Raw genomic sequence first — 1,457 nt, 5'->3', positions numbered from 1 at the left:
GGGGCGGCGGTGGCGGTCGCCGCCGGGAGGGCGAGGGCCGCTCCTGCTCCCGCTCCTGCGAGGGCGGTGGTCTTGAGGAGGGTGCGTCGGGTGAGGTGCATGCGGTGGAGACGGGGTGAGGGTAGGGGCGATAACGAAAAGTGGGACCCGTAGTACCCGTCAACCTTCTGGGTGACCCGGCAGGAGCCCCCTGTAGTACCCGTACGCCTCTCGTACGGTCCGACCCACCCGCTGGCGAGAATCCGTCGCCCCCTGTCAATCCCGCCACTTCTCCAAGATCCCCGCCTCCTCCTACCGTCGCCCCATGACCAAGCTCCTCCTCTCCCTGCACGTCCTCGCCGCGATCATCGCCGTCGGCCCGGTCACGGTCGCGGCCAGCATGTTCCCGCCCGCCGCACGCAAGGCGCTGGCCGCGCCGGAGGACGAACGGGCGGGGTCCGCCGTACGGCTCCTGCACCGCATCTGCCGGGTGTACGCGGGGATCGGCATCGCCGTACCGGTCCTCGGGTTCGCCACGGCGAGCGCGATGGGGGTGATGGGCGATACGTGGCTGATCGTCTCGACGGCCCTGACGGTCGCCGCCGCGCTCGTCCTCGTCGTCCTGGTGCTGCCCCGGCAGGAGGTTCTCGTGGAGGGCGGCGGGGACCAGCGGACGACTGTTCAACTCGGCATGTTCACAGGGATGTTCAACCTGTTGTGGGCGACGGTGACGGTGCTGATGATCGTGCGGCCGGGGTCGACGACGGGGGCGTGACATGGCCCTGGCGGCTGGCGAGAACCCGGCGAACATCTAACATCTGGCCATGCATACCGTTGCCGTGCTCGCGCTCGACGGAGTCATCCCCTACGACCTCTCCCTCCCCATCGACACCTTCGGCTGGGCCCGGCTGCCGGACGGGCGCCCGCCGTACGACGTGAAGGTGTGCGGCGTGCGGGCGGGGGAGGACGTGCGCGCCGGGATGCGATCGTCGGCGTTCACGCTGCGACCCCCGTACGGCCTCGAACTCCTCGCCAAAGCCGACACGATCATCCTCCCCGGCGTGGACGAACCCCCGGCGCGGCTCCCGCCGGGGGTTACCGAGGCGTTGCGCGAGGCGGCGGCGAACGGTACCCGGATCGCGTCGGTCTGCGTGGGCGCGTTCCTGTTCGCGGCGACCGGCCTCCTGGACGGCCTGCGCGCGACGACCCACTGGATCGCGGCGGCTGACCTGGCGGCCCGCTACCCCCAAGTCGACGTGGATCCCGAGGTGTTGTACGTCGACAACGGCCAGTTCCTCACCTCTGCCGGAGCCGCCGCGGCGATGGACATGTGCCTCCACATGGTCCGCGCGGACCACGGCTCGGCCGTCGCCGCGCACACGGCACGCATGTGCGTCATGCCCCTCGAACGCGAGGGCGGCCAGGCCCAGTTCATCGTCCACGACCTGCCGCCGGCACCGGCGGCAGGTCGTGGACGA

General features: G+C 71.0%; 2 protein-coding genes. Both read left to right on the top strand.

The genetic code is table 11. The annotated features are described in order from the left end of the window. Window positions 1–304: 304 nt before the first annotated feature. Window positions 305–754 carry a hypothetical protein gene (locus tag AOK24_RS43210; RefSeq protein WP_055725308.1) on the top strand — a complete coding sequence of 150 codons (450 nt, stop codon included), beginning with the start codon at window positions 305–307 and terminating at the stop codon, window positions 752–754. A 49-nt stretch (window positions 755–803) separates the two neighbouring features. Then, on the top strand, window positions 804–1,457 hold a 654-nt coding region (locus AOK24_RS43205), incomplete at its 3' end, for a GlxA family transcriptional regulator (RefSeq protein ID WP_055725309.1).

Source organism: Streptomyces niveiscabiei (assembly GCF_001419795.1).
Lineage (GTDB): Bacteria > Actinomycetota > Actinomycetes > Streptomycetales > Streptomycetaceae > Streptomyces > Streptomyces niveiscabiei.
Note: the sequence above shows the minus strand (reverse complement) of the source record. Positions and strands in the feature narration are given on the sequence as shown.

Coding starts and splice junctions, on each gene's coding strand:
- AOK24_RS43210 (WP_055725308.1), top strand. CDS start 305: ATGACCAAGCTCCTCCTCTCCCTGCACGTCCTCGCCGCGATCATCGCC.